Origin of the sequence: Lysinibacillus sphaericus OT4b.31, from assembly GCF_000392615.1 — a bacterium.
In the GTDB taxonomy this organism is placed as follows: domain Bacteria; phylum Bacillota; class Bacilli; order Bacillales_A; family Planococcaceae; genus Lysinibacillus; species Lysinibacillus sphaericus_B.
In genome coordinates, this window is sequence record NZ_KB933441.1 from 1 (window position 1) to 440 (window position 440).

Sequence of the window (440 nt, forward strand, 5' to 3'; positions counted from 1 at the left end):
CCTTCAGGTCTTGCCATAGTTGGTGAAAAATCAAGTTCAAAGAAGTTTGCAGCTACTAACTCGCCAAATGGTTGTTCATTGTATTTCACGAGATTTTGGAAGAAAAACTTATCCAATCGAGCATCCAGTTGAGTATGTTCATTAAGGAAGTTCACTTCGGCAAACTCGGAAATTCCTAAGATTGGAGTAGGGCCTCCAGCTTCTTGTGGGAAAGTGAGGTCTGCAAAACCAGAAAACGGAACATCCGCAATTCTATCTCGAAGTGCCCCATTACATTCTGCTGAAGCATATTCTATATTTTTACGAATATGTCCTGCTACAAATAATTTAGCCCGTGTTACCCTAAAAAAGTCAGTGCCAGCAATACGTGTGAATCTAACCGGTACCAGTTTAACTTGATTCAGGAATACATTTTTTTTCACTCTTTTGATTTCAGTTGC

Annotated in this window: 1 protein-coding gene; it reads right to left on the reverse strand. The window is 39.5% G+C overall.

The features are described from left to right. The coding region (locus tag H131_RS22680) for a DUF7852 domain-containing protein (protein WP_010861474.1) at window positions 1-440 on the reverse strand (440 nt) is incomplete at both ends.